The 25,941-nt window shown below is 68.6% G+C and carries 26 protein-coding genes; 13 read left to right on the forward strand and 13 right to left on the reverse strand.

Features of this window, described 5'->3' with window-relative positions:
- Positions 1-62: 62 nt before the first annotated feature.
- Complete coding sequence (locus GGR46_RS12270; RefSeq protein ID WP_246426049.1) at positions 63-1,952, reverse strand: methyl-accepting chemotaxis protein; 1,890 nt, start codon at positions 1,950-1,952, stop codon at positions 63-65.
- A 197-nt stretch (positions 1,953-2,149) separates the two neighbouring features.
- Here GGR46_RS12270 and GGR46_RS12275 point away from each other — a divergent pair, with 197 nt between their 5' ends.
- Together GGR46_RS12275 and GGR46_RS12280 are read left to right on the forward strand one after the other, a co-directional pair.
- Positions 2,150-3,490, forward strand: a complete 1,341-nt coding sequence (locus GGR46_RS12275) for an alginate export family protein (protein WP_183998070.1) — start codon at positions 2,150-2,152, stop codon at positions 3,488-3,490.
- Positions 3,491-3,664: 174 nt separating this feature from the next.
- Complete coding sequence (locus GGR46_RS12280) at positions 3,665-3,958, forward strand: hypothetical protein (protein WP_183998072.1); 294 nt, start codon at positions 3,665-3,667, stop codon at positions 3,956-3,958.
- A gap of 35 nt (positions 3,959-3,993) precedes the next feature.
- Here the strand turns inward: GGR46_RS12280 and GGR46_RS12285 are convergent, their stop codons facing one another.
- Together GGR46_RS12285 and GGR46_RS12290 are read right to left on the reverse strand one after the other, a co-directional pair.
- Positions 3,994-4,608 carry a response regulator transcription factor gene (locus GGR46_RS12285; RefSeq protein ID WP_183998074.1) on the reverse strand — a complete coding sequence of 205 codons (615 nt, stop codon included), beginning with the start codon at positions 4,606-4,608 and terminating at the stop codon, positions 3,994-3,996.
- Complete coding sequence (locus GGR46_RS12290; protein WP_183998076.1) at positions 4,609-7,308, reverse strand: PAS domain S-box protein; 2,700 nt, start codon at positions 7,306-7,308, stop codon at positions 4,609-4,611.
- Between the two features lie 199 nt (positions 7,309-7,507).
- Between GGR46_RS12290 and GGR46_RS12295 the strand changes: the two genes are divergently transcribed.
- From GGR46_RS12295 to GGR46_RS12305, 3 genes are all read left to right on the forward strand, one after another.
- Positions 7,508-8,929 (forward strand): amidohydrolase, encoded by a 1,422-nt coding sequence (locus GGR46_RS12295; protein WP_183998078.1) that lies wholly within the window; start codon positions 7,508-7,510, stop codon positions 8,927-8,929.
- Positions 8,929-10,236 carry an amidohydrolase family protein gene (locus GGR46_RS12300; RefSeq protein WP_183998080.1) on the forward strand — a complete coding sequence of 436 codons (1,308 nt, stop codon included), beginning with the start codon at positions 8,929-8,931 and terminating at the stop codon, positions 10,234-10,236. Before GGR46_RS12295 ends, GGR46_RS12300 begins: the two co-directional genes overlap by 1 nt.
- A gap of 62 nt (positions 10,237-10,298) precedes the next feature.
- Positions 10,299-10,673 carry a hypothetical protein gene (locus GGR46_RS12305; RefSeq protein WP_183998082.1) on the forward strand — a complete coding sequence of 125 codons (375 nt, stop codon included), beginning with the start codon at positions 10,299-10,301 and terminating at the stop codon, positions 10,671-10,673.
- 30 nt (positions 10,674-10,703) lie between these two features.
- Here the strand turns inward: GGR46_RS12305 and GGR46_RS12310 are convergent, their stop codons facing one another.
- Genes GGR46_RS12310 through GGR46_RS12320 form a run of 3 tightly spaced genes read right to left on the reverse strand, consistent with a single transcriptional unit; the run spans position 10,704 to position 12,281 of the window.
- Positions 10,704-11,087: a VOC family protein gene (locus GGR46_RS12310; RefSeq protein WP_183998084.1), complete on the reverse strand. Its 384-nt coding sequence runs from the start codon at positions 11,085-11,087 to the stop codon at positions 10,704-10,706.
- Positions 11,088-11,115: 28 nt separating this feature from the next.
- The gene (locus GGR46_RS12315) at positions 11,116-11,889 is read right to left on the reverse strand and encodes an SDR family NAD(P)-dependent oxidoreductase (protein ID WP_183998086.1); all 774 of its coding nucleotides are present in this window, start codon (positions 11,887-11,889) and stop codon (positions 11,116-11,118) included.
- Positions 11,890-11,900: 11 nt separating this feature from the next.
- Entirely contained in the window at positions 11,901-12,281 is a 381-nt protein-coding gene (locus GGR46_RS12320; RefSeq protein WP_183998088.1) for a hypothetical protein, read from the reverse strand.
- Positions 12,282-12,334: 53 nt separating this feature from the next.
- On the opposite strand from GGR46_RS12320, the gene GGR46_RS12325 reads away from it, so the two are divergent.
- Positions 12,335-12,967 carry a TetR family transcriptional regulator gene (locus tag GGR46_RS12325; RefSeq protein WP_221262710.1) on the forward strand — a complete coding sequence of 211 codons (633 nt, stop codon included), beginning with the start codon at positions 12,335-12,337 and terminating at the stop codon, positions 12,965-12,967.
- Positions 12,968-13,051: 84 nt separating this feature from the next.
- Here GGR46_RS12325 and GGR46_RS12330 read toward each other — a convergent pair whose 3' ends face one another.
- A complete protein-coding gene (locus GGR46_RS12330) occupies positions 13,052-15,541 on the reverse strand; it encodes a PhoX family protein (protein ID WP_183998090.1) in 2,490 nt (829 codons plus the stop codon).
- Between the two features lie 115 nt (positions 15,542-15,656).
- Between GGR46_RS12330 and GGR46_RS12335 the strand changes: the two genes are divergently transcribed.
- The 4 genes from GGR46_RS12335 (at position 15,657) to GGR46_RS12350 (ending at position 18,080) form a co-directional block, all read left to right on the forward strand.
- Complete coding sequence (locus tag GGR46_RS12335) at positions 15,657-16,229, forward strand: hypothetical protein (protein ID WP_183998092.1); 573 nt, start codon at positions 15,657-15,659, stop codon at positions 16,227-16,229.
- On the forward strand, positions 16,226-16,693 hold the full coding sequence (locus GGR46_RS12340; RefSeq protein WP_343058135.1) for a hypothetical protein: 468 nt from the start codon (positions 16,226-16,228) through the stop codon (positions 16,691-16,693). The genes GGR46_RS12335 and GGR46_RS12340 overlap by 4 nt, the downstream gene beginning before the upstream one ends.
- Entirely contained in the window at positions 16,684-17,136 is a 453-nt protein-coding gene (locus tag GGR46_RS12345) for a hypothetical protein (RefSeq protein ID WP_221262711.1), read from the forward strand. Before GGR46_RS12340 ends, GGR46_RS12345 begins: the two co-directional genes overlap by 10 nt.
- Before the next feature lie 71 nt (positions 17,137-17,207).
- Positions 17,208-18,080, forward strand: coding sequence for a helix-turn-helix domain-containing protein (locus GGR46_RS12350; protein WP_183998094.1), 873 nt, complete (start codon positions 17,208-17,210; stop codon positions 18,078-18,080).
- 97 nt (positions 18,081-18,177) lie between these two features.
- Here the strand turns inward: GGR46_RS12350 and GGR46_RS12355 are convergent, their stop codons facing one another.
- From GGR46_RS12355 to gspG, 6 genes are all read right to left on the reverse strand, one after another.
- Positions 18,178-18,417 (reverse strand): hypothetical protein, encoded by a 240-nt coding sequence (locus GGR46_RS12355; protein ID WP_183998096.1) that lies wholly within the window; start codon positions 18,415-18,417, stop codon positions 18,178-18,180.
- A gap of 151 nt (positions 18,418-18,568) precedes the next feature.
- Positions 18,569-20,632, reverse strand: coding sequence for a type II secretion system secretin GspD (gene gspD, locus GGR46_RS12360; RefSeq protein ID WP_183998098.1), 2,064 nt, complete (start codon positions 20,630-20,632; stop codon positions 18,569-18,571).
- A gap of 11 nt (positions 20,633-20,643) precedes the next feature.
- Positions 20,644-21,474 (reverse strand): type II secretion system protein N, encoded by an 831-nt coding sequence (locus GGR46_RS12365; RefSeq protein WP_183998100.1) that lies wholly within the window; start codon positions 21,472-21,474, stop codon positions 20,644-20,646.
- Positions 21,474-21,833, reverse strand: coding sequence for a type II secretion system minor pseudopilin GspI (gene gspI, locus GGR46_RS12370; RefSeq protein WP_183998101.1), 360 nt, complete (start codon positions 21,831-21,833; stop codon positions 21,474-21,476). Before gspI ends, GGR46_RS12365 begins: the two co-directional genes overlap by 1 nt.
- On the reverse strand, positions 21,830-22,318 hold the full coding sequence (locus GGR46_RS12375) for a prepilin-type N-terminal cleavage/methylation domain-containing protein (protein WP_246426050.1): 489 nt from the start codon (positions 22,316-22,318) through the stop codon (positions 21,830-21,832). Before GGR46_RS12375 ends, gspI begins: the two co-directional genes overlap by 4 nt.
- 5 nt (positions 22,319-22,323) lie before the next feature.
- Complete coding sequence (gene gspG, locus GGR46_RS12380; protein ID WP_281396592.1) at positions 22,324-22,791, reverse strand: type II secretion system major pseudopilin GspG; 468 nt, start codon at positions 22,789-22,791, stop codon at positions 22,324-22,326.
- 51 nt (positions 22,792-22,842) lie between these two features.
- On the opposite strand from gspG, the gene gspL reads away from it, so the two are divergent.
- Genes gspL through gspE form a run of 3 tightly spaced genes read left to right on the forward strand, consistent with a single transcriptional unit; the run spans position 22,843 to position 25,930 of the window.
- The gene (gene gspL / locus GGR46_RS12385; protein ID WP_183998106.1) at positions 22,843-23,955 is read left to right on the forward strand and encodes a type II secretion system protein GspL; all 1,113 of its coding nucleotides are present in this window, start codon (positions 22,843-22,845) and stop codon (positions 23,953-23,955) included.
- A complete protein-coding gene (gene gspM, locus GGR46_RS12390) occupies positions 23,952-24,449 on the forward strand; it encodes a type II secretion system protein GspM (protein WP_183998107.1) in 498 nt (165 codons plus the stop codon). The genes gspL and gspM overlap by 4 nt, the downstream gene beginning before the upstream one ends.
- Positions 24,446-25,930, forward strand: coding sequence for a type II secretion system ATPase GspE (gspE, locus tag GGR46_RS12395; RefSeq protein ID WP_246426051.1), 1,485 nt, complete (start codon positions 24,446-24,448; stop codon positions 25,928-25,930). The genes gspM and gspE overlap by 4 nt, the downstream gene beginning before the upstream one ends.
- The last annotated feature ends 11 nt before the right edge of the window (positions 25,931-25,941 follow it).

Raw genomic sequence — 25,941 nt, forward strand, 5'->3', positions numbered from 1 at the left:
GCGAAGAAGCGGGCTCCGAAAAGCCCGCTTCCTCAGTTAACTAGGGTCGATGCGTCATGGCGTCAGAACGAGGTCCAGTCCTCGTCACCGCCACTGGCAACAGGCGTGGCGATGGGCAGGGCCTTCACCGGCGAAACATAAGTCGAGTTGTTCCTGGCGACCGGCTTGGCCGGCCGCGAAGGGGAGGGCGTGGGGGCAGGGCGCGCCGCCGGGCGAACCGCGGTAGCGGCGCCGACGGTGAAGCGGCTGGCCTGCTCGGCGAGCGAGCTGACTTCCGAGCTCAGGTTGCGCGCGGCGGCTGAGGTCTGCTCGACCATCGCGGCATTCTGCTGGGTGCCCTGGTCCATCGTGCCGATCGCGGCGCTGATCTGGGTGATCGCAGTCGACTGGGCCTGGTTGTCGGTCGCCATTTCGGCGAGCAGCGTGTGCACTTCGCTCACGTCGCCCGAGATGTTGGCGAGCGCGCCATCGACCTTCTCGACCATCTCCACCGCCGCGACGATGTCGGTCTGGGTGGCGGTCAGCTGATCGCGAGCGCGGCCGGCTTCTTCCTCGGCGCGCATCGCGAGGGCGGAAACCAGGTCGGCGACGACGGCGAAGCCGCGGCCCGCCTCGCCGGCACGGCCCGCTTCCACCGCGGCGTTCATCGCGAGGACGCGCGTCTGGAACGCGATCTTGTCGAGGCCCTCGATCACGCTGTCGATGCCCTTGGCGCTGTCGGCGACGCGGGTCATCGCCTGCACGGCTTCGTCGGCGATCGCGCGGCCGCCCGAGACGGTGCTGATCGCGCCGTCGGCACGCGCCACGGTGCGGTCGGCCGAACCGGCCATCGCCTTCAGGCGCTCGTCCATCTGGGCGATCGCGGCCGAGGTTTCCTCGAGGCTGGCGGCATTGGCTTCGGTGCGGCGCGCCAGGTCCTCGGAAGCCGAGGCGATCTCGCTCGAGCCGGTGTTGATCGCGGCGGTCGATTCCATCACCGATCCGATCAGCGTGCGCAGGCTGGTCACGGCTTCGTTGAAGTTGGTCTTCAGCTCGGCATAGGCGGCCGGATAGGCAGCAGTGATCTCGGCGGTCAGGTCGCCGCGGCTCAGCGCCTGCAGCGTCTCGCGCAGCGTATCCATCACTTCGCGCAGCTCGGCGGCCGAGCGCGCATCGGCTTCGGCGCGGGCCTTGGTGCCCAGGCGGAACTGCTCGACGGCATTGGCGATCTGGCCCAGCTCGTCCTTGCGGTCACGGCTCGGTACCTCGGCCTCGCCACCCTGGGCGAGCACGGTGGTGGCTTCGGTCAGCTTGGCCATCGGATTGGCGACGGTGCGGTTGATCGCGAGCCAGATGCCGATCAGGCCGCCGAAGGAGACGAGCGACAGCAGGATCGTCATGATCAGCGCCAGGGTCGTCTGGCTCTGGCCATATTCATTGTCCTTGGCCGAGCGATCGCGGGTGCGGGTCAGCAGGTTGTCGGCGGCCTCGATCGCGTCGTGCGACTTTTCCTTGCCGACGCCCTTGATCGCCTTGACCGAACCTTCGAGGTCGTTTGCGGCGCGCAGCTCGAAGATGATCTTGTTCGCGGCGATCAGCTCGGTCGCGCGAGCGCGCAGTCCATCGACGTCGGCGCTGAAGTCATCGCCTGCGACTTTGCGATAGGCGTCGATGTCGGCGAGCAGCTTGGCTTCGCCCTTGGCGCGGCGTTCGACCAGGCTCGCGGCGTCCTTAGGGGTCGCGGCGTTGTAATAGCTGTAAACGATGATGCGCAGCTCGCGGATGTCGGCGAGCACGTCGGTCAGGCCGGAAAGCCCGGTGATGCCGTTTTCGACGTGCCGGGTGGCTACGCCGCTCAGGGTCTTGTTCGACACATAGCCATTGATGCCCAGGCCGAGGACCAGGGTGCCGATCAGGGCGAAGGCCACCAGCATCTTCTTTGCGAGGGGCCAGCTGTTTATTGTGCCGAGCATTCTGAATTCCACTAGCTTCCGGCCCCCTTCGTGATGGGCGCCGCGATTGAGAGGGGAGCCCTGGCGGGCGCGAAAATACCCCCTCATTATAGGACGATCGGCGACCCCGTTCCCGGACTGCGTAGTTTCCACAGGGTGGTCTCTGTAGTTTACGGATCATCCTATAATTTCTCGGGTAACCATTTCCGGAGTTTCCCGTGGCCCGTTCTGTTCGCATTTCCCTCGCCTGCGCAGCGATCCTGCCTTTCGTTTCCGCCGCGCCGGCCCTTGCGCAGGACAAGGTCAAGGTCAGCCTGACCGGCAGCGTCCGTGCCCGCGCCGAGACGATCGCCGGCCAGTTCCGTCCCAACACGCCGGAGCATGACAGCTTCCTCTCGTTTCGCACCGTGGTGGCGGCGAAGGTCGATGTCGGCGCCTTCACGCTGATGGGCGAAGTCGTCGATGCGCGCGGCTATGGCGAGGATGACCGCAGCTCGGTGCGGACCAGCGAAATCAACGATCTCGAGCCGGTTCAGGCCTATCTCGCCTGGCGTCCGGTCAAGGGCGTGCAGGTCACCGGCGGCAAGTTCTCGATGGACATCGGCGCGAGCCGTCTGGTCGGCCGTACCGACTTCCCGAACGGGGTGCCGACCTATCTGGGCGCCAAGGTCGAGGCGAAGGACAAGAACAAGAACCAGTTGATCCTGTTCTGGACGCGCCCCTTCACCGCGCTGCCCGAAACGCCCGCGGATATCTACGACAACAAGGTCCAACTCGACCGCGCGGCGGAAAACATCGAGTTTTTCGGCGGAAATGCGATGCTCGCCAAGTTCTATGGCAACACCTCGCTCGAGACCTATGGCTTCCGCCTGATCGAGCATGACCGCACCACCCACCCGACGCGCAATCGCCGCCTTGTTACCTTCGGCGCGCGCCTGCGCCGGGCGCCCGCCAAGAATGCGCTCGATTACGAAGTGGAAGGGGCGCTGCAGCGCGGCCTGGTGCGCGCCACCGCCGCGGTCACCGATGTGCGCGATCTCAAGGTCCGCGCCGGCTTCGTCCATGCCGAGACCGGCTGGACCTTCGATGGCAAATGGGCGCCGCGCGTCGCTGCGTTGTTCGACTATGCGAGCGGCGAGACGGCCAACCCGAACACCTTCACCCGCTTCGACACGCTGTACGGCGCGCGCCGTGCCGATTTCGGCCCTCTCTCGCTCTATGGCGCGCTCGGCCGGGCCAACATCGTCTCGCCGGGCGTGCGCTTCGAGGCGCGCCCGTCGAAGCGGCTCGACCTCATGGCGTCGGTGCGCGGTGCCTGGCTCGCCTCGGCGATCGACAGCTTCGCCTCGACCGGCGTGATCGACCGGACCGGCAGGACCGACACCTTCGGCGGCGTCCAGTTCGAGCTGCGCGCGCGCCGCTGGCTGGTTCCCCAGAAGCTGCGCCTGGAACTGGGTTCGGCCTGGCTCGCCAAGGGGGCATTCCTGCGCGACGCGCCCAATGCGCCGCGCACCAGCGACACCAAGTTCGTCCACACCGACCTGACCCTCAGCTTCTGATCCGGCTTTGCGGCCAAACCTTTAGGTAGAAGCCCCGGATGGCCGGATATGCAGGATTTCGCATATTTCGGTCATCCCACGGGCATCAAGTCCGGGTCGCGAATGTCAGGAAGGCCAGGTGAGCCCGTGTTCCCATTGCTGGTGCTGATTGTGCGTGAGGCGGGCCTCCGCAGCATGTTGATCGCGCGTCTGTCGATGGCCGGCGCCGATCTCGTCACCCTCGACAATATCGACGATCCCAGTGTCGAACGCTGGCTCGCCAAGGCGCCCGTGCTGATCATCGACGAGGTCGCGCTGGCCGGACGAGAGGGCGGCGAGGCCGCGTTGCGCGCCGATCCGCGCTGGCGCGGGATCGCGGTGATCGGGGGAGCGGCGGCCGATCCGGCCATGCCTGCCCGCATAGCCCGTGAGGATGCTGCTGCCGCGATCGAGGCGATGCTGCCCGGCTGGGGCTATCCGGAGCCCTGACGGCCAGGGTCCGTGCGGACCCCGGCCCTGATTCTTCAGTTCTTGGGGAACATGCCCGCCGCAAAGGCGATGCGCAGCGCTTCGGAAAGGCTGCGCACTTCCAGCTTTTCCATCAGGTTGGCGCGGTAGATCTCCACCGTGCGCGGGCTGATGTCGAGTTCATAGGCGATGATCTTGTTCGATCGCCCTTCGATCAGCCCCTTGAGTACGTCCCTCTCGCGCGGGGAGAGCTTGCCGATCTTGGTTTCGGCGACATTGACCCGGCTTGCCGCCTCATTGCCTTCCTCGAGGCGCGAGAAGGCGAGGTCGATCGCCGTCATCAGGAATTCGGCCTCATAGGGCTTCTCGATGAAATCGAGCGCGCCGGCCTTCATCGCCTGCACCGCCAGCCCGACATTGCCCTGCCCGGTGAGGATGATCGCGACGAACTTGGGATCGTTGCCCACCGACTGAAGCACGTCCAGGCCGGTCGATCCCGGCATGTGGAAATCGAGCAGCAGCACGCCCGGATCGAGGTCCGGCAGCGATTCCAGGAAAATGTCGCCCGAGCGGAAGGCCCGGATCACCAGATCTGATCGGAGAGAAAGGAGGCTGTGCAGCGAGGCACGGACGGCATCGTCGTCGTCCACGATATAGACCGTTTTTGTCATCTACTCTCCACCCTGTTCCGTGGTGGGCAATGTGAAACGGAAAACCGCGCCACCCTCTGGCCGGTTCTCCGCACTCAACGTCCCACCATGCGCTTCGATGATACGCTTGCTGATGGAAAGTCCAATACCCATTCCTGCGCCTTCTTTTTTCGTCGTGGTGAAACGAGAAAAGAGTTGGTCGAGCATTGGTTCCGGTATGCCCGGGCCGCTATCGGCAATCTCTATTGCAATCATGTCTTCACTGGACTTGCGCGAACTTACCGTGATCCGGCGGTCGCTCGCGTCCTGTTTGCGAAGAACGTCTATAGAATTGCGCAGAAGATTGACTACGACTTGCTGCACCTGCACACGATCCGCGAAGACGCAGGGCACGTCGGGATCGAGATCGTAAGTCAGCCTGATATTGAACTGGCTGGTTCCTATAAGCACCAGATCGGCGGCATCTCTGATCGTTGGCGCCAGCGGTGTAACCCGCAGGTCGACATCGCCGCGCATCGTGAAGCTGCGTAGTCGCCGGATGATCTCGCCCGCCCGCAAAGTTTGCTCGTTGGCCATGCGGAGGAGTTCGGCGATGCGTTCGAAATCCTCTCCTTTGTCGAGCAACATACGCGCTGCGGCGAGGAAATTTGAGGTCGCGGCGAGCGGTTGGTTGAGTTCGTGCGCCATGTCCGCCGCCAGCTCGCTCATCGCCGACTGGCGGCCGACATGGGCGAGCTCGGCGTTGAGCTCGCTCAGCCGCTCCTCCGCCTCGAACTGGTTGGTCAGGTCGCGCGCGAACAGGGTGTAGAGCAGGTGCCCGTCGATCTGCGCGACGCCGGCCCGGACCTCCATCGGGAAGCGGTGGCCGCCGCGGTGCAGGCCGGCGGCGGCGATGGTCTGGCCGGGATCGAGCGGCTTGCCCTCCTTCAGGAAGGCGCTCAGCCGCGATTCCGCCCCGCCCTCTTCCCCCGCATCGTCGCGCGGATAGGGAGTGAGCATCGAGAAATTATGGCCCAGCACTTCATGGGCGCGATAGCCCCACAGCTCCTCCGCGGCGGTGCTGAACACCCGGATCGTGCCTTCCTCGTCCACGCCGAGCATCGCCTCGGGCACCGTCTCGATGATCGAGCGGAGCTGCGCCTCGCGCCGGCGCAGCGCGGACTCGCGCTCCTCGCGCTCGGTGACGTCGAGCATCGCGCCGATCGTCCGGGTGAGGTTGCCCTCGGTATCGTAGAAGGCGCGCGAGGACCCCTCCACGGCGCGGACCGTCCCGTTGCGCTCCTTGAACCGGTAGCGGAAGCTGAACCGCGGCGCGCGATCGGCAACCGCCAGCTCGATCGTCTCGATCACCGCCTCGGCATCCTCGGGCTCGATCTGGTCGCGCCAGCCGTTGAAGGTGGTGACGCTGCCCGGCACCAGCCCCAGCCGCTCCTCGGCGCCGGGCGCCCAGCTGAGCTTGCCCGAGGCGACGTCCCATTCGAACACGCCCACTTCGTGCGTGGCGGTGGCGATGGCGAGCCGCTCCTCGCTCTCGCGCAGCTCGGCCACGGTGTGGGCGCGGTCGGAGATGTCGGTCATCTTGTGGATGATCACCGGCTCGCGGCCGACGATCTCGACGCGGTGGACGCGCTCGAGAATGGCGATCTCCCGCCCGTCCCGGGTGAGCTCCACCAGCTCCTGCGCCTCGCCCTGGGGGCGGCGGGGCAGGCTGGTCTCGGCGCTTTCGCAGCGCGAGCGGAGCAGCTGGTATTTGTTCTGACCGCACGCCTCCTCGGCGCTCCAGCCGAACAGCTGGGCGGCGCCTTCGGACCAGTGGACGATCCGCCCGTCCGGCGCGGTGAGCGCCATGGTGGTCACGTCGATCGCCTCGCTGAGCTCGACCTGCACGGATTGCTCGCGCGCCACGCGGGTGACCGCCCAATAGGCAATGGTGCCGACGATCAGCACATTGCCGAGCATCGCCAGCAGCTGGCCGGGGGCGGCGGCGAACACCATGCGCCGCGCCAGCACCAGCTCCAGCGCGGCGGGCAGCACCGGCAGGATCAGCGCGGCGGGCAGCAGGATCTGCAACACGCGGCGATTGCCGGGATCGCGCGCCAGCTCGCGCATCCAGGTGAAGCCGCTGTTCCAGGCGATCGCCGAAAGGGCCAGCGAGATCGAGATCATCGCGGCGGGCAGCGACGTGGTGAGCAGCGGCACGCTGGGGCTGGAGCCGGGATGCGAGAACAGGATGATGATCGCCGCGGCGGCGGCAAGCCCCAGCGCGATCATCGCGACCAGGCTGCGCATCTCCTTGGCCACCAGGTCGCGCACGCACTGGCCGAGCCCGGCCAGGCCGAGCACCAGGAACACCGCTGCCGGGTTGATCCCCACCCGGCCCGGCGTGGGAAAGGCGAAATCGACGACCTGGTTCGGGAACAGCAGCCGGTCCACCCCGAGATCGATTTCCGTCCAGCGCTCGAACAGCGAGACGAAGGCGATCAGCAGCGGAATGGCGAGCAGATGCATCGCCACGCGGCGGCGATCGAGGAAGGAGGCGAGGAAGCCGAGCGACAGGCCGGCATAGCCGATCGCGGTCCAGGGCCAGATCGGGAAGTCGTTGAAGCCGAAGCCGCGCAGGTCTGGAATCGCGAAAATCCAGCCGGCGAAAGAGGTCAGGCTGCACGCCAGTCCGAAGCTGGCAAGCCCGATCGCGACCCGCCGGTTTCCGGGGGCCGTCACGCGAGACGGCTCGGCAGGGTCAATTGCTACGCGCAACGATGCACCTTCCCCTTCCAGGAACTGTCAATAACACCAATCAAGCCGAGGAGAAAATGGGGATAGTCCAGAGTGGTTCAGTTTCTTCCAAGCAAAGGAGTTACTTGCCAAGTGGCCTTCACCTGCGCGATCACCGGACCATTACGCAAGGGGGAGGAATCGCTTGATCCGCTCGTTAATCATCTTTGGGGCGCTGGCCGGGCTGACAGCCTGCGATTCCAGCAGCACCAGGGCGCAATCGGCATCGTCCGAGCCGGCCACGTCGACCAGCGGACCGGGCAAGGGCAAGGGCTATAGCCACGATCCCTATCCCTCGACCTATCATGCCTATCCCGGCGCGCCGACGCTGCTGACCAACGTCACCGTGCTCGATGGCGAGGGCGGGCGGATCGACAATGGCCAGGTGCTTTTCCGCGACGGCAAGATCGTCGCGGTCGGCCAGAACCTGGATGCTGCCGGCGCCACCGTGATCGACGGCAAGGGCAAGTACGTCACCCCCGGCGTGATCGACATCCACAGCCATCTCGGCGACTATCCCTCGCCCGGCGTGCAGGCCAATTCGGACGGCAACGAGATGACCGGGCCGGTGACCGCGGATGTATGGGCCGAGCACAGCGTCTGGCCGCAGGACCCCGGCTTCGGCCGCGCGCTCGCCAATGGCGGCGTCACCACGCTCCAGATCCTTCCCGGTTCGGCCAACCTGATGGGCGGCCGCTCGGTCGTGCTCAAGAACGTCTATGCCCGCACCATGCAGGGCATGAAGTTCCCCGGCGCGCCTTATGGCCTCAAGATGGCCTGCGGCGAGAACCCCAAGCGCGTCTATGGCTCGAAGGGCCGCATGCCCTCCACCCGGATGGGCAACATCGCGGTCGACCGCGCCACCTGGGCGCGCGCCGTCGAGTACAAGCGCCGCTGGGACCGGTATGAGGAGAAGGGCGGCGAGGCGCCGTCGCGCGACATCGCGATGGACACGCTGCGCGGCGTGCTGGACGGCGAGATCCTCGTCCAGAACCACTGCTACCGCGCCGACGAGATGGCCATCGTCATGGATATGGCCAAGGAGTTCGGCTACCACGTCTCGGCCTTCCACCACGCCGTGGAAGCCTACAAGATCGCCGACCTGCTCAAGGCGAACAACACCTGCGCCGCGGTCTGGGCCGATTGGTACGGCTTCAAGATGGAAGCCTATGACGCCGTCCCCGAGAACCTCGCCATCCTCGACAAGGAAGGCGCCTGCGCGATGATCCATTCGGATGACCAGAACGGCATCCAGCGCCTGAACCAGGAAGTCGCCAAGGCCCGCGCCTCGGGCATCAAGGCGGGCATGAACATCAGCGAGGAACATGCCTGGACCTGGCTGGCGATCAATCCGGCCAAGGCGCTGGGCATCGCCGACAAGACCGGCAGCCTCAAGCCCGGCAAGATGGCCGATGTGGTGCTGTGGAACGGCAATCCGTTCAGCATCTACACCCGGCCCGAGAAGGTCTGGGTCGATGGCGCCCTGATGTTCGACGCCCAGGATCCGAAGCGTCGCCCGGTTTCCGATTTCGAGCTCGGCCAGCCGGGCGAGGGGGATGTGAAGTGATGACGAAGCAGCTCCTTCTCGCCGCCACCGCGGCGCTCGCCTTCAGCACCCCCGCCCTGGCCCAGACCGTGGCGATCACCAATGCCAAGCTCGTCGTGGGCGACGGCGGCCAGCCGGTCGATGGCGGCACCGTCGTGATCCGTGACGGCAAGGTCGTCGCCGCCGGTCCGGGCGTCGCGGTGCCCGCCGGCATCCGCGTGATCGACGCGGGCGGCAAATGGGTCTCGCCCGGCATCTTCGCCGGCTTCACCCGCATGGGCATCGTCGAGGTCGACGGGGTCGACGAGACCAACGATACCGGCGCGAGCAGCGCACCCTTCCACGCGGCGATCGACGTGACCCCGGCGGTCAATCCCAAGTCGACGCCGATCGCGATCAACCGGGCCGAGGGCATCACCCGCGCCGTCGTCGCGCCGGACAATCGCGGCTCGATCTTCGCCGGCCAGGGCGCGATCATCGATCTGGGATCGGACATGGACGCGGTCAGCAAGCCGCGCGCCTTCCAGTTCATGGAATGGGGCGAGGCTGGCGCACGCGCCGCGGGCGGCAGCCGTCCGGCGGCCTATGCCACGCTGAAGAACGTGCTGTTCGAGGTCCGCGACTATATCCGCGCGCCGGGCAGCTACACCGATCGCGGCAAGGACGCCTTCCTCACCCGCGCCGATGCCGAGGCGCTGGTGCCGGTGGTGCAGGGGCGCATGCCGCTGGTCGTCCATGTCGAGCGCGCGTCGGACATCCTGGTGCTGCTGCAGCTCAAGAAGGAGCTTCCGTCGCTCAAGCTGGTGTTCGTCGGCGCGACCGAGGGGTGGACCGTCGCGCCGCAGATCGCGGCCGCCGGCGTGCCGGTGATCGCCACCGCGCTCAACGACCTGCCCGAGAGCTTCGAGCAGCTCGCCGCCAGCCAGTCGAACATCGGCCGCATGGCCGCGGCGGGCGTGCTGGTCGGCATCGGCACGATCAACCAGGACGAAGCCCGCCAGGCCCGCTGGGAGAAGCAGTATGCCGGCAACCTGGTCGCGCTGACCAAGGTGCCCGGTGCCACCGGGCTCGACTGGGGCGCGGCCTTCGCGGCGATCACCTCCAGGCCCGCCGAGGCACTGGGCCTGGGTGGCGAGTTCGGCTCGCTCAAGCCCGGCCGCCGCGGCGATGTGGTGATCTGGGACGGCGATCCGCTCGAGATCGGCACTTCGGTGGTCAACGTCTTCATCGACGGGGTCGAGCAGCCGCTCGAGAACCGCTGGACGCGCCTGCGCCAGCGCTATCTCGATCCCAAGGAAGGCGCGTTGCCCAAGGCCTATCAGCGCTGACAGGAACAATGGTTACGGTCCCGCATTGATTGCGGGACCGTCCTTTTTCGAAGGAAACCGTGATGCGGATTATCGTTCCGATGCTCGCCGCTCTTGCGCTCGCCGGCTGCGGAGGCGGGAGCCCGACCAACCTCACCGCCAATGACGCGGTGAACGCCGAGCCGCTCAACGCCGCCGACGAAGTCGCTGCGGACAACACTGCGGAGGTCAACTACAGCGCAGCCGTGCTCGCCCAGAATGATGCGCAGCGCGGCGCGACCTTCATCCGCGCGCTGCAGGATGCGCCCTTGCCCTGCGACCATGTCGACAGCTCGACCCGCATCGCCGACCAGGACGGCGTGCCGACCTGGCGCGTCACCTGCAAGGGCGGCACGAACTACATGATCGGCATCCCGAAGAACGGCGTGGCGAAGATCATCAGCCGCACGGATCGCTAAGGGCTGCGCTGATATCCCCGGAAGGGGCTTTTACGCGGCGCCTCCGCCCAGCGGATCGGCGGTGAAGAACTCATAGCTGTTGCCGTCACCGTCCCAGACATAGATGCCGCGCCCGCGATTGTGACGGTTGATCCTCTGGTCGCGGGCGAACGGCGCCGATCCGAATGGCAGGCCCCGGGCCAGGACGCGCGCCTGGATCGCGTCGAAGTCCCGGTCCGCGACCAGGAAGGCGAAATGGCCGAACACGAAGGCGCCTTCGTCATAGAAGTCGAGCGTCAGCCGATCGTTGACCCGTACCGCCGCGAAGGGGCCCGAAGCCTGCACGGGCGGGGCGTCGATCAGCTCGGCGAAGAACCGTGCTGCCCCGGCCTTGTCGGTGCAGCGGACGATGGCGTGGTTGAGTTCGAAACCCATGTCGCGAGTGCCTTTCGGGGATTGGCAGTCAGTGCATCAGCCGCCCGCCGGCGATGTCGAGCGTCGCGCCGGTGAGCCAGCCGGCGCTTTCCGACGCCAGGAACAGTGTTGCCGCCGCGACGTCGGCGGGAGTGCCGAGCCGGCGCAGCGGATGGGCATCGGCGATTTCCTGCCGCATGGCGGGCGGCATGCGCTCTTCGGTGCGGTCGGTGAGCACCGCGGAGGGCGATATGCAGTTCACCCGCACGCCGTCGGGCCCCAGGTCCTGGGCGAGCTGCTGCGTGAGCAGGATGATCCCCGCCTTCGCGACGCCGTACCCCAGTGGCGCTGCGGACGGCGCCCGGCCCGCGGTGGAGGCCATGGTCACCGCTGCACCGTGTCCGCTCTTCCGCAGGTCCGGAACGAACGTCCGCAACGTCAGGAAGGTGGCAGTGAGATTATGGTCCAGGCTCGAATGCCAGTCGCTCTCGGTCACCTGTTCGATCGGGGCGGGCCGGCTCGTACCCCCACCGGCAAAGGCGACCAGGATGTCGAGGCCACCCTGGCGCTCGATCAGCGTGGCGCGTGCTGCCTCGAGCTGGTCGGCGCTGGTGCAATCGAGCGCGATCGCAGCGTGCACCGGCGAGATGGCCGCGAGCGAGGCATGGACGCTGTCGAGCCGTGCCTGGTCGCGCCCGGCGATCGTCACTCGGGCGCCGTTATGCGCGAACCAGCGCGCCGTCTCGGCACCGATCCCGCCGGAGCCGCCGGTGATCAGCACGGTCTTGCCGATGAGGTCGAGAAAAAGGGGAATGGCGGACATCGCGGTTTCCTTCAGACGTAACGGGACACGGCCATGCAGATGATGGTGACGATGAGCAGCACGGCGGACGCGCGATAGCCGCCGGCAACGCGCCGCGACGCCTCGCCGGAGCGCAGGGCCGGGCGGACCAGCGCGAGCTGGAGCAGCAAGGCGAGGATCGCGGCCGCGGCGCCGGTCGCGAGGATCTGTTCGACCAGCTGGAAGCTTCCGCTGTGGAGCAGATGCCAGAGCAGCAGTCCCGACAGGACCGCGACGCCAGCGGCGCCGGTCTGCGGGCGGATCAGCCCGCTGGCGCCCCGGCCGCCATTGCGAGCGAGGACGAAGGTCGATCCCGCCCAGAAGATCGACGACAGGACATGGACAGCAATGGTGAGGATCAGCAAGACTTGCACGTGCACAGCTCCGGATCGACGGCTCAACTCAGATTCGATATACAGGTTGTATAGTGAATATTCCCGGCAAATCGTCAAGGCCCTATGCGACCGAAAAACGCGATGCGAAGGCGGCGGAGACGCGGGCGCGCCTGCTGGACGCCGCGCTGGTCATCCTGCGCGAGTCCGGCGGGCAGGCGCTGTCGCTCGATGCGACGGCCAGGGCCGCGGGGGTTACCCGGCTGACGGTCTACAACCAGTTCGGCTCGCGCAACGGGCTGCTCGAGGCCGCGTTCGATGCGGTTGCCGAGCAGGGCAATCTGGCCAGCCTGGCCGAGGCGATGGCCACACCCGATCCGCGCGCCGCGCTCGCCCGGGTCGTCGGCATCTTCTGCGATTTCTGGATGGCGCATGACGGACTGGGCGGCATCTTCGCCGCGGCGGCGATGGATGCCGAACTGGGTGCAGCCCTGGCCGCGCGGAACGAGCGGCGGCGCGCCCTGCTGGGTGTCCTGGTCGATCGCCAGGGTATTGCCGTGGGACGGGCGAGGGCGGACGCGGTCGATCTGCTGTTCACGCTCACCAGCTTCGCGACGTTCACCAGCCTGCGGGGCGATCAGCGGGATGGCGCGGCGGTGTGCACATTGCTGCTGCCACTCTGCGACCGGATCCTCGCAGGCCAGGCCGATCCCGCACAAGGCCGATAGCCCGCGACCGGCAGCGTGGGGGCTGCAACGAAAAAGGGAGGCCCCCTCGCGGGAGCCTCCCTCTCTGTTCCGCCGATCCGAAGATCAGAGGCCGACGATACCGCCGTCATTCTTGGTGATGATCACGATCGCCGAGCGCGGACGGACCGTGGCGCCGGCGGTGCCGGTCGCCTGGCTGTCCGGCCAGTGGCTGGTCGGGGCATTCGGATTGCCGCCCGGGAAGGTCGCGGCGCCTTCACCCGGGTGCTGGATGCCCACGAACAGCGTGCGGCCGTCCGGCGTCGAGTCCACGCCGGTGATCTCGCACTCGACCGGGCCGACCAGGAAGCGCTTCAGGTTCGCGCCCGGTGCCGCGCCGATGCGGGTCGCCTGGGTCGCGGTCGCGCCGCCCGCGCCGGTGTTGGTGATCGTGCGCGCGCCGCCATCGCCCACGCCGCCCGGCTGGCCGACCAGCATCATGCAGTTGGTGACGTCGGTATAGGCGCCGTCGTCGGTCTGGATCCACAGCAGCGGCTTGACCAGGCCCGAGGCGTTGCTCGAGCGGCCGAACCACAGGCCGTCGGGCGACGAGAAGTCGTTGTCCGCGGTCAGGCCCGACAGGTTGATGTTGGTCGCATCGAGATCGGCACCGGCACCAAAGGCATAGATGTCCCAGGTGAAGGTGAGCGACTCGGTGCTGGTTTCCTTGATGCGGATGATGTGGCCGTTCGGATTGCCGAACTGCGCGGTGCCGGCGGTGCCGAACGGATCGTTATAGTGGCGCGGATTGGCCGCATCGGTGCCGTTGAGCGGGCGCAGCGTCGCGTTGTTGTTGGTGAGGGTGAGGTAGACCTCGCCGGTCACCGGGTTCACCGCGGTCCATTCCGGACGGTCCATCGGGGTTGCGCCGACCACGTCCGCGGCGAGGCGGGCGTTGACGAGCACGTCCGCCTGGTCCGCGAAGGGATAGATCGCGCTGGCGGCGGTGATGCCGTTCTGGCCGAACACCAGCGCCACCCAGCTGCCGGTGCCGTCGGCGGCGAACTTGGCGACGTAGAGCGTGCCCGCGTCGAGATACTTGTCACCGATCGCGAGGCGGTCGGTCGCCGTGGCGTCGGCGGCGGCCCAAGCGGTGTTCGACACGAACTTGTACATGTACTCGCGGCGCGAATCGTCGCCCATGTACCAGGCGGGCTTGGTGCCGGCGACGAACTTGCCCGGCCAGCAGCCCTCATGGCCCAGACGGCCGAGCGCGGTGCGCTTCCGCGGCGCCTTGCTCTTGTCGTAGGGGTCGATCTCGACGACCCAGCCGAACTGGTTCGGCTCGTTGCGCCAGTCGGTCGTCGCGGTGCCGCCGGTGGTGGCGCGCGCGTCCCAGCGGCGGAAGGTGGTGTTGGTGCCGTCGGCCGGAACCACGGTCGACCAGCCATAGCTGCCCGAGCTGCTCGTCACGCCATAGCGGCTGAGCGAGGTCAGCTCCTTGGCGGTGCGGGCGGCATTGTCGCCCGAACGGCGGAAATAGCCGGCCCAGTTCTCTTCGCAGGTCAGCAGCGTGCCCCAGGGCGTGTAGCCGTTGGCGCAGTTGTTGATCGTGCCGCGGCCCGCGACGCCGGTCGTCGAATAGGGGGTCTTGATCAGGTCCGAACCGGCCACCGGGCCGTTGAACACCACCGGGGTGTTCGGCGTGATGCGGCGGTTGAAGGTCGAGGTGGACGAGAAGGTCCAGGCGCGGTTGGCGCCTTCCGAATATTCCACGACCGAAACGCCGTGGCACTCGATCTCCTTCAGCGCTTCCGTCTCGGGGCGGACGCCGCCGGGCTGGCTGGCGCCGGCAGCGTGGAGATACTGCTGATTGATGTTCTCGTGGTTCTGCACGATCAGGCCGCGGATCGAGCTGGTCTCGTCGCGGGTGCCGGTGCTGCTCAGGCCGAACCAGTAGAGCGCATCGCCATGGTCGCCGATGCGGTTGGCGAAGCCGGCGTCGGTGCCGTCATTCTTGTAGGCCGCGGCGCCGCCGGTGATCGGGTCTCCCAGGCGCGCGCCGATCTGCACGGTGTAGCCGGCAGGCACGGTCACCACGTCGTTCTTGTTCTTGGCGACGGCGGCGAAGCCGATCGCGGCCGGGCTGACGGTGATCGTGGTCTGCGCGACCGAGGGCTTGTTCGACGCGTCGGCGGCAGCGAACTGGAACACCAGCGGCGTGGCCGCGGCGACGCTCGGCGCGACGAAGGTCACGGTGTTGCCGGTGCCGGTCAGGGTCACGGTCGGGCCGCTGACCTGGCTCCAGGCGGTGGCCAGGCTCGCGCCGCCGGTGGCGGTGCCGGTAAGGGTGACGGTGCGGCCCGAATTGGTGGCCGCATTCGCGCCGGCGCTCACGGTCGGCGCCGGGCCGGTGTCCTCGACCTTGCTGTCGCAGGCCGCGAGGACCGAGCCGCCCATGGTTGCCGCGACGATCGCCGTGCCACCGCGCTGCAGCGTCTGGCGGCGCGAATAGCGCAGGTCGGCCAGCTCGTTCAGCGACGGGCCGGTGTTGTGGATGTTCTGATCGACGTCGCCGTCGGTATAGCCGAAGCCCGTCTCGGTGAGATTGGTCATGGAAACCCCCAAGCAGCCGAGTCACTGGCGACCCGGTCGCCCGGTCCTTGGAAGCGCGAAATGACGCCAGCATGCGATTGTCGTTTCGTTAACGTGACTTTTATGTTTCCGCCGCGTGACGCTTTGCGCGGAGCGGCGGCAGCGGCTAGGCAGGCGCGCGATGGACGCCGGCAAGCCCGATACCGACACGCTCACCCCCCAGGCGGACAGCCTGTCGCACCGCCTGTCCGCGGCGCTGGCCGGGCTGCGCCTGCCGGCGGGTGGCTGGAGCGTGGCGGCGGCGTTCGGTGCACTGCTCGCCGCCGGGCCGCTGCTCACCCTGGCCGGCGCGAACATGCTCGCCCAACATGAAAAACGCGCGACACTTCGGTTGCAGGCGCAAATCGCCCCGCGCCTCCAGGCCGAGGCCGCTGCCCGCGAGGCGCGCGCCGCGCTCGCCAATGCCGCCGGCCGCGCCGCGCCGGGCGTGGTGCTCGAGACGCTGGCCGGCACGCTGCCGCCCGAGGCGAAGCTTACCCGCGTGGAACGCACCGCCGATGGCGGGCTGGAGCTCGACGTGACCGGCGGCGACCCTGACGGACTGCGTGCCGCGATCCGCCGCGCCCCCGAATTCGCCGGCATGCGCAACACCAGCCAGCGCCGCACCGATTCGGCGATGATCGTCTCGATGCGCGAGGATGCGCAGTGAAGGTACCTGCGATGCTGGTGGGCGGGATCGCCGGCCTTGCGGTGGCGCTGCTGCTCGCGCCGGCCACCGGCACCGCGCTGGGCGACCTCGCCACGGCGCGTGCCGAGCGTGCGAAGCTTGCCGCGCTGGCGGCCAGCCCCGCGGCTCCGCCGCCCTTGCTCGCGCCGGGCCTTGGCCTGCACGTGGCGGATCCGGCGACGGGCCGCGCGGCGATCATGCAGCGCGTCCATGGTCTCGCCCAGCGGGGCGGCGTGCTGGTCGAGGAGATCGCCGCGGCCCCGGCGCCCGCCGGTGTGGTCGCGCTGCGCATCCGCATCTCCGGCGCCGAGAAGGCCGTGGTCGCGCTCACCGACGCGCTGGAGCGCGGCAAGCCGCTGATGCGCCTGCGCAGCTGGCGGATCGAGCCGATCCCGGAAGGCGGCGGCGTGCGGCTGATCGGCGAGGTTGTTGCGGCATGGCAGTGAAGCCGCGCCCCGAATGGATTGCGCTGGCCGTGGCCGGGGCGTTCGCCATCGGCATGCCGATCGCGCTGCTGCTGCCAGGCAAGGCGGGGAAGGGGGCTGCCCAGGCGCCGGTGCCTGCCCCGATCGGCGCCGGCACGATGCCCGATCTCGCCCGTGCCTATGAGCGCCCGCTGTTCGGCGGCACCGAGCCGGCCGAGGCGCCCGCCGACGCCCCGCAACTGGTCGGCATCGTCGGCAGGCTGAACGTCGATGCGGTCGCGCTGGTCAAGGCCAGCGACGGCGCTACCCGCACGCTGAGGATTGGGGAAAGCATCGACGGCTGGAGCCTCGCCAGCCTGGCGATCGACGCGGCCTTCTTCACCCGGGGCGCCGAACGCGTCCGCGTGCCGTTGCCGATCGGGCCGGACGGGGGCGAGGCGGCACCGGGCGAAGCGGGCCAATAGCTTCCCGGCGCATGACGGCGTTCCAAATAAATTGGCGTGCGCGCCCCGCGGAATGCGGCGAAGAAACGCACATGGAACAACGGCTCCAAACCGAATCCGCCAGCCCGCGCATTTCCGCCAATCTCTCGGAAATGGAGCGCCGCATTCTCGAGCTGCTGGCGCGCGGCCACACCGTGAAGAGCATTGCCAGCGAGACCGGCTGGACGGTCGTCTCCATCAACGAAAGATTGCGGAACGCGCGCCGCAAGACCGGCGCGGCGAGCAGCCGGGAGCTTGCCCGCCTGTTCGTCGAAAGCAGCGACCCCGAAAAAATCGATCTGGCGCCACCGGCGGCCCTCCCTTCCGATATCGCCACCTCCTCGTCATCCGAGAAGGCAAGTCGATATGCGAAAGGTCTTGCGATGCTGGCTCTGTTTCTACTGACGATTACCGGTGTTGGCGGCGTGCTCGTTCAGGGCAATGCGGTGGAGTCCGCCGAAAGCACGATGTCCCTTCACGATCCGCTGATCGACGACATGCTCGCCACCCTGGACCGTCGGCCCGAACTGCCCAATTCCCCCGAGCATGCCGGGCAGCTGCTCGAGCGGGAGGGCGCCGTCGCGCTGGTGCGCAAGCTCCATGGCATCGCCCGGGCGAAGGGCGGGGAGGACGCGCGGCATGCTGCCAGGGCATTCGGTGCCATCCTCACCGATCTCGCGCATCGCGGCGGTGCCACCGGGCAGGCGCGGGTGACCTGCTCGGCGAGCGTGTGCGAGCTTGCGATGAAGACCAGTGCGCCGCTTCCTTCCGCCGGGATCGTTCCCGGTGACGCCCGGGCGGACGACGCCGAACTTCGGCGCGCTCTGGCAGGCGCCGGCTTTTCGGAGGTCATTACGCTGCGGGGCAGGGTGGGCGGCGGCAATAGCGGCTATGCGGGATACTGGATGAAGAAGGCCGCTTCCTGAGGCGTCTTCGGCCCGCATCTCCCTGCGCGCGGTCGATGACTGTCGCGCAGGGACTGCGGCCGATGCCCGGCTTGGCGATCCGATGGTTGGGGCCTGGCTAATATTCCATCCGCAGAGCAGCCCGGAGCGTGCAGACTATCTGGAGCAAAGCCACGCATCCGAACACGGCGAACGCAGTCATCAGATAGCTGCTGCCGAAATCGCCGCGAAGCATGCCGGCCACGCACACCAGCCAGGCCGGCAACCCTATCAGCACCGTTACCGCCTTCACCCAGTGGGGTAGCAGGCGCCAGTGGCTGTCACGGCCAGTGGGGAAATCCTCGTCTTCGGTTGGCATCCCGAGAGGGTCGCACAGCATGAAGGATGCCCACAACCCGCTGCATCAGCGGAGCTCCGCCGGGAGTGGTGACTAGACGCCGTCCGTGCGCGGATAGGGCAGCGTCAGGTCTTCGCGTTCCAACGCAGCTCCACCTCGGCCATGGTTCCCCTCAGTAGATCCCGTCGATCTCCACCGTCAGGCGCGGCGTCGGCGGGGCGAGGAGGAGGCTGCCGCGCTTGGCGTTGGCGATCTCGTCCGCCCGGAGCCGGTTGTAGCGGTCCTTCGCCGCGGCGGCGGCATCGGCGCCGTCGCGCAGGATCGTCGGCTTGAGGAAGATGAACAGCGTGCGCTTCTGGTGCTGCTCGCGCCGGCTCTTGAACAGCTCGCCGACGATCGGGATGTCGCCCAGGATCGGCACCTGCTGGCGGGTGTCGATGTAATCGTCCGCGGTCAGGCCGCCGAGCACGATCGTCTGGCCGTTGTCCGCCAACACCGTGGTGGTGATCGCGCGGCGATTGGTGACCAGGTCCGATGCCGCGGCGGTCTGCGCGGCGGCGATCGACGAGGCCTCCTGGTTGACCTGCAGCCGGATCGTGTCGCCGGCATTGACCCGCGGCAGCACGCGCAGGGTGATGCCCACGTCCTTGCGCTCGATCGTCGTGTACGGGTTCACCGTCGAGCTGTCGGTCAGGATCGAGCCGGTCAGGAACGGCACGTTCTGGCCCGAGACGAACTCGCCCGCGACATTGTCGAGCACGGTGATCTGCGGGGTGGAGAGCAGGTTGGCCCGGGTCGAGCTGCCCAGCGCCTGCACCAGGATCGAGAAATCGTCGCCGATCGTGACATTGGCGCTGAGCCCGGTGCCGAGCACCTTGCCCGCCGGCACGCCCAGCGCGGTGAGGATCGTGCCGAGCGACGGCCCGGCGGCGTCGAACGAAGTGCCGCCGCCCTTCACCCGGTCGAGCACGGCGCCGCTGGTGCCCAGCTGCACGCCCAGCTGCTCGGCATCGTCGCCGGTGATCTCGGCGATGGCGGCCTCGATCAGGACCTGGGGGCGGCGCACGTCGAGATCGGTGATCAGCGGCTCGATCGCGGTGATGGCGGCAGCGGTGCCGCGCACCACCACGGCGTTCAGCTCCGGCGCCGGCTGCACGTTCAGTTCGGGCGTCGAGAAGCCCCTGGGCGTCGGCGTCTGCACGTTCTGCATCGTCGTGCCGGTGGTCTGTGCGCTCTGCATCGCGCTGCCGATCCCGCCGCTGGTCGAGGCGGCGCTGTTGGGCAGGGCCGAGAGGTTCTGGTTGCCCTGGCTCAGCCGGGCGAAGGGATTGGAGCTGCCGCTGCCCAGGCTGCGCGCCACCGGATTGTCGGCGCTCTCGCCCTGGCCGAGCACGCCGCGCAGCACGTCGGTCACCGTCTCGGCATCGGCATAGTTGAGGCGGAACATGCGGGTGATCGGCGTCGCGCCGCCCGGCTGGTCGAGCGAGACCAGCATCTTGCGCGCCTCGGCGACCGAGGCGGGGGTGCCGCGCACGATCACCGTGTTGCTGCGCCCGTCGGCAGCCACCCGCGTGCCTTCGCCCAGCACCGCCTGGAGCGACTGCGCCACGTCGGTCGCATTGCCGTTCTTCAGCGAGAAGGTGATGAAGGTCGCGCCGCTGCCGCCGTCGAGCTGGCGGGCGATCGCCTCCACCCGGCGGACATTGTCGGCATAGTCGGTGATGACCACGGCGTTGGGCGTGCTCAGCGGCTCGACGCTGCCGAAGGTGGCGACCAGCGGGCGCACCACGCGGGCGACATCGGCGGCGGGCACGTTCTGCAGGCGGACCATACGGGTCACCAGCTCCTGGCCGGATACGCCGCGGCTCGGGATGCCGCCGTCGCGCACCGCATTGGCCGCCGGCACGATCCGCCAGGCCCGGCCCGAGCGCACCGCCGCGAAGCCGTTTGCCCGGAGGACCGACTGGAACAGCTCCCACACGCCCGAGGGCGACAGCGGGCTCGACGAGGTGACAGTCACCACGCCCTTCACCGCCGGATCGAGGATCAGCGTGCGCCCGGTGATGCGCGAGATCTGGTCGGCGACGTCGGAGATTTCGATGCCGCGCATGTTCACCACCACATCGCCGGTGCCGGCATCCTGCGGCGCAGGAGCGGGCGCCGTCTGGGCGATGGCAACCGTGTCCAGGGCGATCCCGGCGAGCGCGAGTGCGGCGATGGCGGAGCGAATCTTCACGGGAGCACTTTCTAACGGAGCGGCACGGTAAGCGTCAGCCGCTTCCCGTCGCGCAGGACCTGGATCTGGGCGGAGCCGCTCGACTGGGCCGCCGCAAGGGCGCCCTGGGCGGCAGCGGGGTCGGACAGCGAGGTGCCGTTGACCGACTGGATCACGTCGCCCGCCACCATGCCGGGCGGGCCGTTCTCGCCGATGCGGTAGCCGCCCTGCACGGGCGACGCGTCGAAGCGCTGGAGGATGCCGGCCATGCTCGCCTGGGGCGGTGCCGGCGGAGGGGCGGGCGGGGCGCCCGGCGTGCGCGAGGGCGGTGCTCCCACCGGCGCGGTCACCGGATTGGCCGGCGCGGCGACGGGCTGGCCCGAAGCCGCGGCCTGGCGCTGCTCGGGCGTCAGGGTCGGGTCGGGGAAGGCGAGGAACTCGTTGCGGCCGCCATTGGCCAGGATCACCCGGTCGCGCAGGATCGCCTGGATCGTCGCGCCGTTGAGGTTGTCGCCGACCTTGTACGCCTTGGCCGGCTGGCCGCTCACCGAGATGAACGCACTGGAGAGCTCGGCCGGGCTGGCGGCGATCACGCCCTTCAGCTCCAGGGGAAGCGCGGTCGCCTGGCCCGCTTCGGAGACCGAGGACTTGCCGAACGGCGCCAGCGCCACCGCCGCGCCGATATCGGGCGCCACCGCCGGGCCGCTGGTGCCCGACGGGACGGTGATCGCGCCGGTGCCGGCATGGCCGGCGATCCGCCAGGTGAGTCCGGCGAGCGCCACCGCCACCGAGACGACGACCGCGCCGGTGAACAGGTTGAGCCCGATGCGCGCCTGGCGCGGCGTGAGGGTGAGCGCGGTCATTACAGCTTCCGTCCGTCCACGAAGCCGTCGAGCGATGCAAGCGCGCTCTTCTCGGCGCCGGGGAACACCTGGATGCGGACACGCTCGATCTCGGGATCGTCGGTCCGCCTCTTCTCCACCGCGATGCGCCATTGCTGGCCCATCATCTCGACCTGGTCGCTGCCCGGCGCATTGGCCTGCAACTCGGCCATCCGGTTCTCGGCGACCCACATGGCAGTGGTGCGGCGCTCCATCGCCCGGGTCGAATCGATATGCGATTCGACGGTGCGCATCAGTCCGACCGTCGCGATGGCGAGGACGGCGAGCGCGACGAGCGCTTCGATCAGGGAAAATCCGTCATCCCGGCCACGATCCGTCACAGCTTCAGCGCTCCCACCGGAAACGCCCGCACGGTCATCCCGTCATAGACGACCGTCCAGCGCCGCGGGCCGCTCTCGATCACCGCCTGCATCGGCTTGCCCGCGCCGTCGACGCCCAGCACCACCGGCGGCTTGACGCTCAGCGTCATCACCATGCCGCCGGGCAGCTTGTGGAAGCCGAGCGCATCGTCGGTACGCGCCACCGCCTTGCCGTCGCTGCCGATCGTCGCGAAGCCATATCCGTTCTTCTGCACGGTGAAGGCGATCGTCCGGTCGCCGAGCATCGCATCGTCTGCCGCCGCCTGGAGCCGGGTCGCGAGGCGCCGCGCCTCGGTCTCCACGCTCGGCGCGCGCGTCACCGATCCCATGCCCAGCGCCACGGCGCCCGCCATCACGCCGATGATGACCAGCACGATCATCATCTCGATCAGCGTCATGCCGTCCTCCGAGGGGCGACGACGCATCGCGATGTCGGCCCCCCGCATGCGGATCAGCCCTTGCCGTCGATATCGGCGTCCACGCCTTCGCCGCCCACCTTGCCGTCCTTGCCGAGCGAGCGGATCGTGAAGCTGCCACCTTGCGAGGTATATTCGTAAGGCTTGCCCCAGGCATCGAGCGCGGGGGCGGAGAGATAGCCGCCCTGCGGGAAGGTTGCCGGCAATGGCGGCGTCGTGGTCTTCTCGACCAGCGCCTTCAGTCCCTGCTCGGTGGTGGGATAGTCGCCATTGTCGAGCCGGTACATCTTGAGCGCGCCGGAAATGGCGGCGATGTTGCTCTTGGTTGCGGTGGCCTTCGCCTCGTCCGGACGGCCCATCACGTTCATCGCGACAAGGCCCGCGACGATCGCGATGATCACCAGCACGATCATCATTTCGATGAGGGTCAGACCGGCCTCGCCCTCGGGCACGGCGTGCTTGCGGTTATGCACCTGAGGTGCGATGTCATGGAACTGTTTCAAAACTATGCGCATCCCCGCCCCATGCGTCCTGCCCATGAAGCAAATGTGACAATGAGCCCAAACGCCCCGGGTGCGCCCGACCCTTATGAACCGCCCGCCGCGGGCGTCTGGACGCTGACGGGGGATCGCCTGATCATAACCGTGCGCGACTGGCCCGCAACCATTCTCGTCCCGACCGACCAGGTGCGCCTGCTCGCGGTCGACCTGCCGCTCCCCAGCCACGCCAAGCGGGTCGCGGCCTTGCCCTTCGCGATCGAGGATCGAATCGCCGAGCCGGTCGATTCGGTGCATCTCGCGCTCGGCGAGCAGGTCGCGCCGAACCGCTATCTGGTCGGCGTGGTCCGGCACGAGGTGATGGCCCGCTGGGTCGCCCAGGCGGAGGAAGCCGGGATCGGCAACGCCGCGATGGTCCCCGATGTGCTGACCATGCCGCGCCCTGCCGAGGGCTGGGCGGTGTCGCAGTCCGCCGGCCGTGCCGCTGTCCGCGATGCCGAGGGGACCGGTTTCGAGGTGCCCGCCGCGCTGCTGCGCCCCGCCTGGGAAGCCGCCGGGCGCCCCGCGGTCACCAGCTATGGCGAGACGCTGCCCGACGACATGCAGAAGGGATCGGCAACGCTCGATCCCGCTGCGGTGGGCCCCGCCGCCGGTGCCGCGATCGCCACGCTCAACCTCCGCCAGGGTGCCTATGCCGTCCGCAAGACCGGCGGTTCCGGCCTGTGGCGCAAGTTCGCCTGGGTCGCCGCGTTCGGCGTCGCCGCACATGTCGTGATCGGGCTCGGCGATGTGATAATGCTACGCAATATCGCGGATCGGCGCGAGGCGGAGACCCGCGCGACCGCCGCGCTCGCGGCGCCCGGCGTGGCGCTGGGCGACGATCTTGCCAATTCGATCGCCGGCATGCTGCCGAGCGGCGGGGGAGGGCAGGTGCCGCAGGTCTTCCTGCCGCTGGTCAACCGCGTCTCGGGTGCGCTCGGGCCGCTTTCCGGCTCGATCGCGGTCCGCGCGATGACCTTCGAGGGCCGGCTGCTCACCCTCGATCTCGATGCTTCGAGCGACGCGGGCCTGCCCGGCCAGATCGAAGCCGCCCTGAAGGGCGCCGGGGTGGGGGCGCAGGTCGTGCGCTCGCCCGAAGGCGCGATCCGTATTACGGCGAGTGCCGCATGAGACTGATTCTCGCCCGCATGCCGGCGCTCGACGCCGCGCTGATCCGCTTCGATAGCTGGTGGAGCGGCCGCAGCCGCCGCGAGCAGGTGATGCTCGGCGGCCTCGCCCTGTTCCTTGCCGCGCTGGTGCTGATCTTCGGCATCGTAAAACCGCTTCAGTCCGCCCGCGCCGCCGCGCTGCAGGACATCCGCACCTATGAGACGCTCACCGCGCGCATTCGTGCCGCGGGCACGCTGAGCGCCGGCCAGCCCCAGCGCCGCCAGGGCTCGCCCAACGACGTGATCACCGGCTCGGCGCCGGGCTTCGGCCTCACCGCCACCGTCTCCGCGATCCCCGGTGGCGCCCGCGCGACGATCGCGGACGGCAGCTATGACAGCGTCATGGCGTGGCTCGCCGACCTGTCCGCAACCTCCAGCCTGCGGATCAAGCGCGTCGATCTCCAGAAGGCCGCCGCGCCCGGCCATGTGGGCGCCACCGTGGATTTCGGCGGATGAACGAGATGCTGATCCTCACCGACGATGCGCCCACCGCGCTGCCCTATGGCTTCGCGCGCCGCAACGGCGTGCTGCTGCGCGTCACCGATGCCGGCGTCGAATGCGTCCACAAGGCTGGCGCCGCGCTCGACGGCCTGCTCGAAGTCCAGCGCCTCGCCCCCGCCGCGCGCTTCGTCACCGTGCCCGACGACCAGTTCGAGGCCGCGCTCAGCGCCGCCTATTCGGGTGCCGGTGCCGCCGCGGACATCGACCTGGGCGACATGGACCTGGCCGCCCTCGCCGACAGTGCCGCGAGCGTCGACGACCTGCTCGACACGCGCGACGACGCGCCGGTCATCCGCCTGATCAATGCGCTGCTGCTCGAGGCGGTGCGCGAAGGCGCGTCGGACGTGCACATCGAGACGCAGGAAAAGCGCCTGGTCGTCCGCTTCCGCATCGACGGCGTGCTGCGCGACATGATCGAGCCGCCGCGCGCGCTCGCGCCGCTCCTCGTCAGCCGCATCAAGGTGATGGCCAAGCTCGATATCGCCGAGCGCCGGATCCCGCAGGACGGCCGCGTCACCCTCCGCATCGGCGGCCACGACGTCGACGCCCGCGTCTCGACCATCCCGACCCAGCATGGCGAGCGCGTCGTGATGCGTCTGCTGGAGAAGGGCTCGCTCCGTCTCGACATGGAAGTGCTCGGGATGAGCGAGCGCGACCGTAACGTCTTCACCCGCCTGCTCGAGCGCCCGCACGGCATGCTGCTGGTCACCGGCCCGACCGGTTCGGGCAAGACGACTACGCTCTACGCCGCGCTCAACAAGCTCAACGACCGCAAGCGCAACATCATGACGGTCGAGGATCCGATCGAGTACGAGCTGGCCGGCATCGGCCAGACCCAGGTCAATCCGCGCACCGACATGACGTTCGCGAGGGGCCTGCGCGCGATCCTCCGCCAGGATCCCGACGTGATCATGGTCGGTGAGATCCGCGACCAGGAAACCGCCCAGGTCGCCGTCCGCTCGTCTATGACCGGCCATTTCGTGCTCTCGACGCTCCACACCAACAGCGCGGTCGGCTCGGTGACGCGCCTGATCGACATGGGCGTCGAGCGCTATCTGCTCGCCCCGATGGTGGTCGGCCTCTGCGCCCAGCGCCTGGTCCGCAAGCTCTGCCGGAACTGCGCGAAGCAGGACGACGCGACCGAGGCGGATTCGCTCCTGCTCGGCGGGGCGATCAAGCCGGGCAAGAAGGTCTGGCGGGCGGTAGGCTGCGCGGAATGCCACGGCGAAGGCTATCGCGGCCGCGCCGGCCTCTATGAAGTCGTCGCGGTGGACGACAAGTTCCAGAAGCTGATCCACGACGGTGCGTCCGAGGCCGAGCTCGAAGTCCATGCCCGCAAGGAAAACCCCAGCCTGCTCGACGACGGCATCGCCAAGGTGAAGGCCGGGGTGACGACGGTCGAGGAAGTGGCGCGGGTGGTCCGCGATGAGGGCTGAGCCAACCCAAA

This window comes from Sphingomonas kyeonggiensis (assembly GCF_014196745.1).
Lineage (GTDB): Bacteria > Pseudomonadota > Alphaproteobacteria > Sphingomonadales > Sphingomonadaceae > Sphingomonas > Sphingomonas kyeonggiensis.

Bases quoted from the DNA above. Each gene is read 5' to 3' on its own strand.
- gspE (WP_246426051.1), top strand. From the start codon at position 24,446: ATGAACGAGATGCTGATCCTCACCGACGATGCGCCCACCGCGCTGCCC.
- GGR46_RS12310 (WP_183998084.1), bottom strand. From the start codon at position 11,087: ATGGGTTTCGAACTCAACCACGCCATCGTCCGCTGCACCGACAAGGCC.
- GGR46_RS12330 (WP_183998090.1), bottom strand. From the start codon at position 15,541: ATGACCAATCTCACCGAGACGGGCTTCGGCTATACCGACGGCGACGTC.
- GGR46_RS12375 (WP_246426050.1), bottom strand. From the start codon at position 22,318: ATGCGGGGGGCCGACATCGCGATGCGTCGTCGCCCCTCGGAGGACGGC.
- GGR46_RS12345 (WP_221262711.1), top strand. From the start codon at position 16,684: ATGGCAGTGAAGCCGCGCCCCGAATGGATTGCGCTGGCCGTGGCCGGG.
- GGR46_RS12355 (WP_183998096.1), bottom strand. From the start codon at position 18,417: ATGCCAACCGAAGACGAGGATTTCCCCACTGGCCGTGACAGCCACTGG.
- GGR46_RS12315 (WP_183998086.1), bottom strand. From the start codon at position 11,889: ATGTCCGCCATTCCCCTTTTTCTCGACCTCATCGGCAAGACCGTGCTG.
- GGR46_RS12280 (WP_183998072.1), top strand. From the start codon at position 3,665: ATGTTGATCGCGCGTCTGTCGATGGCCGGCGCCGATCTCGTCACCCTC.
- gspL (WP_183998106.1), top strand. From the start codon at position 22,843: ATGAGCCCAAACGCCCCGGGTGCGCCCGACCCTTATGAACCGCCCGCC.
- GGR46_RS12350 (WP_183998094.1), top strand. From the start codon at position 17,208: ATGGAACAACGGCTCCAAACCGAATCCGCCAGCCCGCGCATTTCCGCC.
- GGR46_RS12365 (WP_183998100.1), bottom strand. From the start codon at position 21,474: ATGACCGCGCTCACCCTCACGCCGCGCCAGGCGCGCATCGGGCTCAAC.
- GGR46_RS12285 (WP_183998074.1), bottom strand. From the start codon at position 4,608: ATGACAAAAACGGTCTATATCGTGGACGACGACGATGCCGTCCGTGCC.
- GGR46_RS12270 (WP_246426049.1), bottom strand. From the start codon at position 1,952: ATGCTCGGCACAATAAACAGCTGGCCCCTCGCAAAGAAGATGCTGGTG.
- gspM (WP_183998107.1), top strand. From the start codon at position 23,952: ATGAGACTGATTCTCGCCCGCATGCCGGCGCTCGACGCCGCGCTGATC.
- GGR46_RS12305 (WP_183998082.1), top strand. From the start codon at position 10,299: ATGCGGATTATCGTTCCGATGCTCGCCGCTCTTGCGCTCGCCGGCTGC.
- GGR46_RS12300 (WP_183998080.1), top strand. From the start codon at position 8,929: ATGACGAAGCAGCTCCTTCTCGCCGCCACCGCGGCGCTCGCCTTCAGC.